Source organism: Bradyrhizobium sp. (assembly GCF_016462955.1).
Classification (GTDB): Bacteria; Pseudomonadota; Alphaproteobacteria; order Rhizobiales; family Xanthobacteraceae; genus Bradyrhizobium.
The window spans coordinates 1-871 of sequence record NZ_JAEMSD010000583.1 but is presented as its reverse complement, the minus strand read 5'-3'; the positions used below and the strand labels follow the sequence as shown (position 1 = coordinate 871).

The window sequence follows — 871 nt, the reverse complement described above, 5'->3', positions numbered from 1 at the left end:
CCACAGATATTGCCGCGCCAGCGTGTCGAGCTGGGCGCCCGTGGTGCCGTCCGGAAAGACCGCGCGCGCGATCGCGATATGGCCGCGCAGCACGCGGGTGAAGCGGTCGCGCATCTCGTCCGTGGGCTCTCCGACCGCCATGGTGCGCGTGACGTCGGTGGTGCCGTCCTCATATTGCGCGCCGGAATCGATCAGCAGGAGGTCGCCGGGCGCGATCCGCCGGTTGCTCTTGCGGGTGACGCGGTAATGCACGATGGCGCCGTTCGGGCCGGTGCCGGAGATGGTCGGGAACGACACGTCCTTGAGCGCGCCGGTGTCGCGGCGGAAGGTCTCCAGCGCCTCGACCGCGTCGATCTCGGTGAGCTTGCCGCTTGGCGCTTCGCGATCGACCCATGCGAGAAAGCGCGCCAGCGCCACGGCATCGCGCACATGCGCCGTCTTGGTGCCCTTGATCTCGGTCGCGTTCTTGACCGCCTTGAGCAGCGCAACCGGATCGCTGCCCCGCACCGGCTTGCCACCGGCGCCCGCGATCAGCCGGCTGAGTGCGTCGGCCGCGGTGGCGTTGTCGAGCGCGATGGCCGCGCCGCTCTTGGCCAGCGCCATCAGCGTCGGCGCCATCGCATCGGGCTCGCGCACGTCGGCGGACTGCTCGAGATGGTCGCGCGTGAGGTTGGAGAGCTTGCGATGGTCGATGAAGATGGTGGGACGGCCGTCCTTGGGCACCAACGCATAGGACAGCGGCAGCGGCGTATGGGCGACGTCGGCGCCACGGATGTTGAAGGTCCAGGCGACCGCGTGGCTGTCCGACAGCACCAGCGCATCGGCGCCGAGCTTGGCGCAGAGATAGCCGAACAGCCCGAACAAGGCCATC

Annotated in this window: 1 protein-coding gene; it reads right to left on the bottom strand. The window is 69.3% G+C overall.

From position 1 onward, the window contains the following. Positions 1–871: M24 family metallopeptidase (locus JHD07_RS34900; protein WP_291630450.1), on the bottom strand; the 871-nt coding region annotated here is incomplete at both ends.